Consider the following 5060-nt stretch of genomic DNA (forward strand, 5'->3'; position numbering starts at 1 on the left):
CTCTTCCGATCTGGCACTGTTCGGCTCTCTCGATCTGTGCGCCTGTGAGGATTGCCGCTCGGTGTACAGCCCGGCAGCTTATCTGGTAGACATACTTTATTTTCTGGCTAATCGTATCACGGGGGACAAAACTGCCAAAGATCTTCTGTTCGAACGCAGGCCGGACCTGGGTGAAATCGATCTGACTTGTGAGAACACGTACACGCCACTGCCATATGTGGACTTGGTGAACGAAGTCCTTGAAAATGCCGTGACGCCTGAAGAACCAATACCAGCGCATGACCGGCAGACCACTGCTTCACCACAGGAGTTGGAGGCGAATCCACAATATCAGAATGCAAGTGCCTATGAAGTCCTAAGGAAACAGGTCTATCCTTGGCAGTTGCCATTTATCTTGTGGTCTGAGGAAGCCCGCGTCTATCTTGGACATTTGGGCGTTCCGCGCGACCAATTGATGAAAACCTTCCAAAAGAGCGGCGAGCCGTCAGATCCCACTGAACTTGAGATCGCGTGCGAATATCTGGGAATTACGATATTTGAAAGACAAATCATCACGGGTGCAACGCTAGAACCGCCGCGGGAGGCGTACGAATTCTGGGGCTACCCTAAGGATGATTCAGCAAGTTGGACCGACAAAGAACATGTCGCCCTCGTTCGAACCTTTTTGGAAAGATCCGGTTTGAGCTATGATAACCTGCTCGAACTGCTCAAACTTCACTTCATCAATCCAGATGCAAATCTAAAAATCCAAGTGACTCCCGATTCACTTGATCCATCCACCTGCGATACTGGGAAGTTGTATATCGCCAACCTGAACGAGACAGCACTGAATCGCACGCATCGGTTCGTGCGATTATGGTGCAAGCTGGGCTGGACGATGCGCGAACTGGATACGGCGTTCACCGCGCTCAAGCCCGCTGATCTGAATGATGATTTCTTGCAGGAACTGGCATTTATCCAGCAACTACATACTGATTTGAATCTTCCGGTCGTGACAGTGTTGAGTTGGTATGCCCCAATTGATACTGCCCCATACCCCGATCAGGAAACACCCAAACCCAAATCACTGTATCAAGAGTTGTTTCAAAACCCCGCAGTGATTAAACTCAATCCCGGTGATACTGACCCATTCGAACTCAAACCAGACGGGACTGAAATAACGAATCCTGGTGGGTTGCTTATAGATCAATTAGCGCATCTATCCGCGGCGCTTGGTGTGAGCATTGCTGATCTTTCTCTGTTAATAAACGGGAGTGACTTCGCCGCGCCTGTTGTTACCGATGACAAGAAACTCAATTTGGAAAATCTGTCGCGCCTGTATCGCAACGTTACACTTGCCCGCGCTCTTTTGCTTTCGATTCAGGATTTCCTGCGAGTCAAAGCGATAACCGGCATCGAATCGTTTGTGAATAGCAAAGGCATCGTCAAGTCAGAGAACTTGATGGATACCTTGACCTTCATCGAAGCCGTAAGAGAGATCCGCGCTTCAAAATTCACGCTCGACGAGTTGGATTATCTATTCCGCCACCAGTTTGTCGCTTCCTCCGGCATTGAGCCATCGGAAGCTGGCATTGCCTTAATGTTGGACGAAATTCGCGTTGGACTGCAAAAAATTGCCGCTGAGAATCAAACACTTGGCAATTCGCCTGAAGCCAATGACGAACTGATCAAGATCAAAAGCGAGAGCCTGGTCAAGGATCGCATCAGTCAGGCGCTGGCATGGGGTGTAAAGATAACCGCGCCCTTGTTGACGAAATGGGTGAATTCCATAACAGACTCCTCAAAGAAGTGCATGGATGATTTCCTGGATTCAGCGTTTGCCGAAAGTGAACCAAATGTGGAGATAACCGAGGCTACCTTCCCGGCACAGTTCAACGCCTACAGGCGCTTGCACAAAATCGCGATGCTTGTCTCTAAATTCAAACTTTCTTCGGAGCAATTGACATGGCTATTTGAGCACCGTCCGAGTGTCAACCCAAAGCGGGTGACGTGGGTTCATGGCAGTGTCATGGAGGCGCTCTGGCTCGACCCGAATGCACTCCCGCTTGAGGCGACGCCGGACGCTATACAACTCTATGCTGCCTGGGAGAGACTGCTGGATCTCTTCCAGTTACGGGATCAATTACCGCTCGGTGAAACCACACTTTCGAATATTTTTGACTTGTCGCGAGATCCACAGACAACCGAACAGAAACTCTTACAAGAGATAAGCAATGCGACCGGCTGGAGTCTCGATGATTTGCAGTCCCTCACGGGTGCGGATGGTTTTGATTTGGCTTTACCGGATGCATTCAAAGATGAACAGGCATTGGTTCGCCTGAGAGCGGCTCTTATTCTGCTGAACACTCTTGGCGCATCTGCTGAACAGGTACGCCCCTGGGCAAAGAGCGATCTCACCCTGGAGGATGCCCGAAATATCAAACAGGTTGTCAAAGCAAAGTACGAAGACAGTCAATGGCTGGCGATTGCAAGACCCTTGCGCGACACTTTGCGCAACCGGCAGCGGACCTCTCTCGTCTCCTATCTTGTCGCACATCCTGATGCGGGCAAAGGGCAGACCTGGAAAGATACCAATGGCTTATACGAGCACTATTTGATTGATGTGGAAATGGACGCCTGCATGTTGACCTCACGCATCAAACAAGCCATCAGTTCCGTTCAACTCTTCGTGCAGCGCTGCCTGATGAACCTGGAACCGGAGGTGGCTGCCAATGCGCAAGTTGATTCGGAATGGAACGACTGGCACAAATGGATGAAAAAATACCGGGTGTGGGAGGCTAACCGCAAAATCTTCCTGTATCCCGAGAACTGGATTGAGCCGGAGCTGCGCGACGACAAGTCACCCTTCTTCAGAGACTTGGAGAATGAGTTGATGCAGAATGACGTCACGCCCGAGACGGCAGAGGCGGCGTTCCTCAATTACCTGGAGAAGCTGGATGCGGTTGCCCGTCTCGAAATCCGCGGGATGTATCATCAGGTAGAAAAAGATGACACAGGCAAGACCGCGGTGGATATCCTGCACGTCTTCGGTCGCACCTTTGGTACGCCACACGTCTACTACTATCGCCAGCAAGTTGACTCAGCATACTGGACGGCTTGGGAACGTGTGGACCTCGATATTGAGGGTGACTACCTGATGCCCGTAATCTGGAACCGGCGCTTGTACTTGTTCTGGCCCACCTTCACTGAAGAGGCCGAGTCACAGCCGATCACTATGCCTACGGTTGACCATCCGTTGGAAGAGCCGCCCAGACATTGGAAAATCCAGTTGGCGTGGAGTGAATACAAAAACAAAAAATGGTCGCCCAAGAAAATATCGAAGGAGGCGATGGACGTAAGGCGGGATAAGATACCGAGCACCGAGGCGCCTTCGCTTTTACAGTTCGCGCCCGAGCGGAAGGACTTTCTATTCAATGTCGGATTCGAGTCCGGCAACCTCAACATTTCTGTCAGATGGGTATACAAGTTCCTCCGCAACGTTTACGTCAATGCGGGACAGATTTTTCAGTTTGACGACTGCCAGGGCAAACTGGAGGTCAAAGATGATTTGCCCCGCCAACGTGGACCCGTAATTACGGAGTTACTCGGTGAGCCGTTGAAGTTGCTGCCGGGAACTCACGATGAGTTCATGACCTTTGTGGAGAATCCGGGAGATTATCCACTCGTTTTGGCCGCGTCTGATTCAGCAACGGGTAATCTAAACAACAATCCGACCCTGGCCAAGACGCCTGGGACATTTGACGTCCGCATGCAGCAGTTTCAACGCTTTGATGCTGACGCATCTCTCTTCTACGCCGATGACAACCGGACCTTCTTTATCGTGCCCGGAGAAGGGCGGATTATCATTCGCGATTGGCCGCTCAAGGACAGGGTGAGACCTGACCTGTTGGACAACATCCGCGACTATTACTATGCCACATTAGCACCCGCTGCCAGTTCGGTCGGCCCGAGCGTTGGCGGCGGTGACATCGTGGTCAGGCCCCCAACTTTTCCGGTTGAGTTGGATAAGACGGCTTTCAACGTTGGGCCCCTCATTTCACCGACTCAGAACCCAAAGAATCCTGTTCTTCCGACCTATCATTACGCGCGGCCGTATCAATTCGATACCTTCTATCATCCGTACGTTTGTCTCTTCGTCCGCGAGCTAAATCGCGACGGCGTTGACGGGCTGCTGCAGCGACCTATCCAGACGCAACCAGTTAATTTCCTGAATCCACCGCAGGCCTTTGACTTTGCCGCCACTTATGGCCCTGAAAAAATCGTGCAGACAGCCTATCCCCAGGAAGATGTGGACTTTGCTTTTGCTGGCTCATACGCCGTCTATAACTGGGAACTATTCTTCCATGTGCCGCTGCTGATCGCCAACCGCCTGAGGAACAATCAACGCTTCGAGGACGCGCAAAAATGGTATCACTACATCTTCGATCCGACAGACACCTCTGGTTGTCCGGTGCCACAGCGCTATTGGCGGACGCGGCCATTCTTCGAAGCAGCGGCGCAAGATTATCAGAGTCAACAAATCCAAAAACTATTGGAGGCGCTCGCATCGGATACTCCGGATACTGAATTCACGAGCCAGGTAAATGAATGGCGCGACCACCCGTTTAATCCGCACGTGATCGCCCGCCTTCGAACGGTCGCTTACCAGAAGATGGTGGTCATGAAATACATCGACAATTTGATCGCGTGGGGTGACCAGCTGTTTCGCCAGGATACCATCGAATCTATCAACGAGGCGACTCAGTTGTATATCCTCGCGGCAGAGATTTTGGGGCGACGGCCCGAGAACATCAAGCCGCGAGCAATGCCACAAGTAGAAACTTACAACGCGCTCGAGCCACTGCTGAGTCTCGATGACTTTTCTGATCCACTGGTCGCTATCGAAAACCTGCTTCCTGCGCCTGATCAGAATGGCGTGGTATCTCCGTCCAATCCGCCGCCACCGAAACTGTTGTACTTTTGTGTACCCCAGAACGACAAACTGCTTCGCTACTGGGACACGGTCGCGGATCGACTATTCAAGATTCGCCATTGCATGAATATCGAGGGAGTCGTCCGCC

1 protein-coding gene is annotated in these 5060 nt (G+C 51.7%); it reads left to right on the forward strand.

Going from position 1 to position 5060, the window contains the following annotated elements; all coding sequences use genetic code 11:
- Positions 1 to 5060: neuraminidase-like domain-containing protein (locus tag AC14M5_RS16630; protein WP_484030814.1), on the forward strand; the 5060-nt coding region annotated here is incomplete at both ends.

The sequence above is a fragment of the Candidatus Villigracilis sp. genome, from assembly GCF_057083605.1.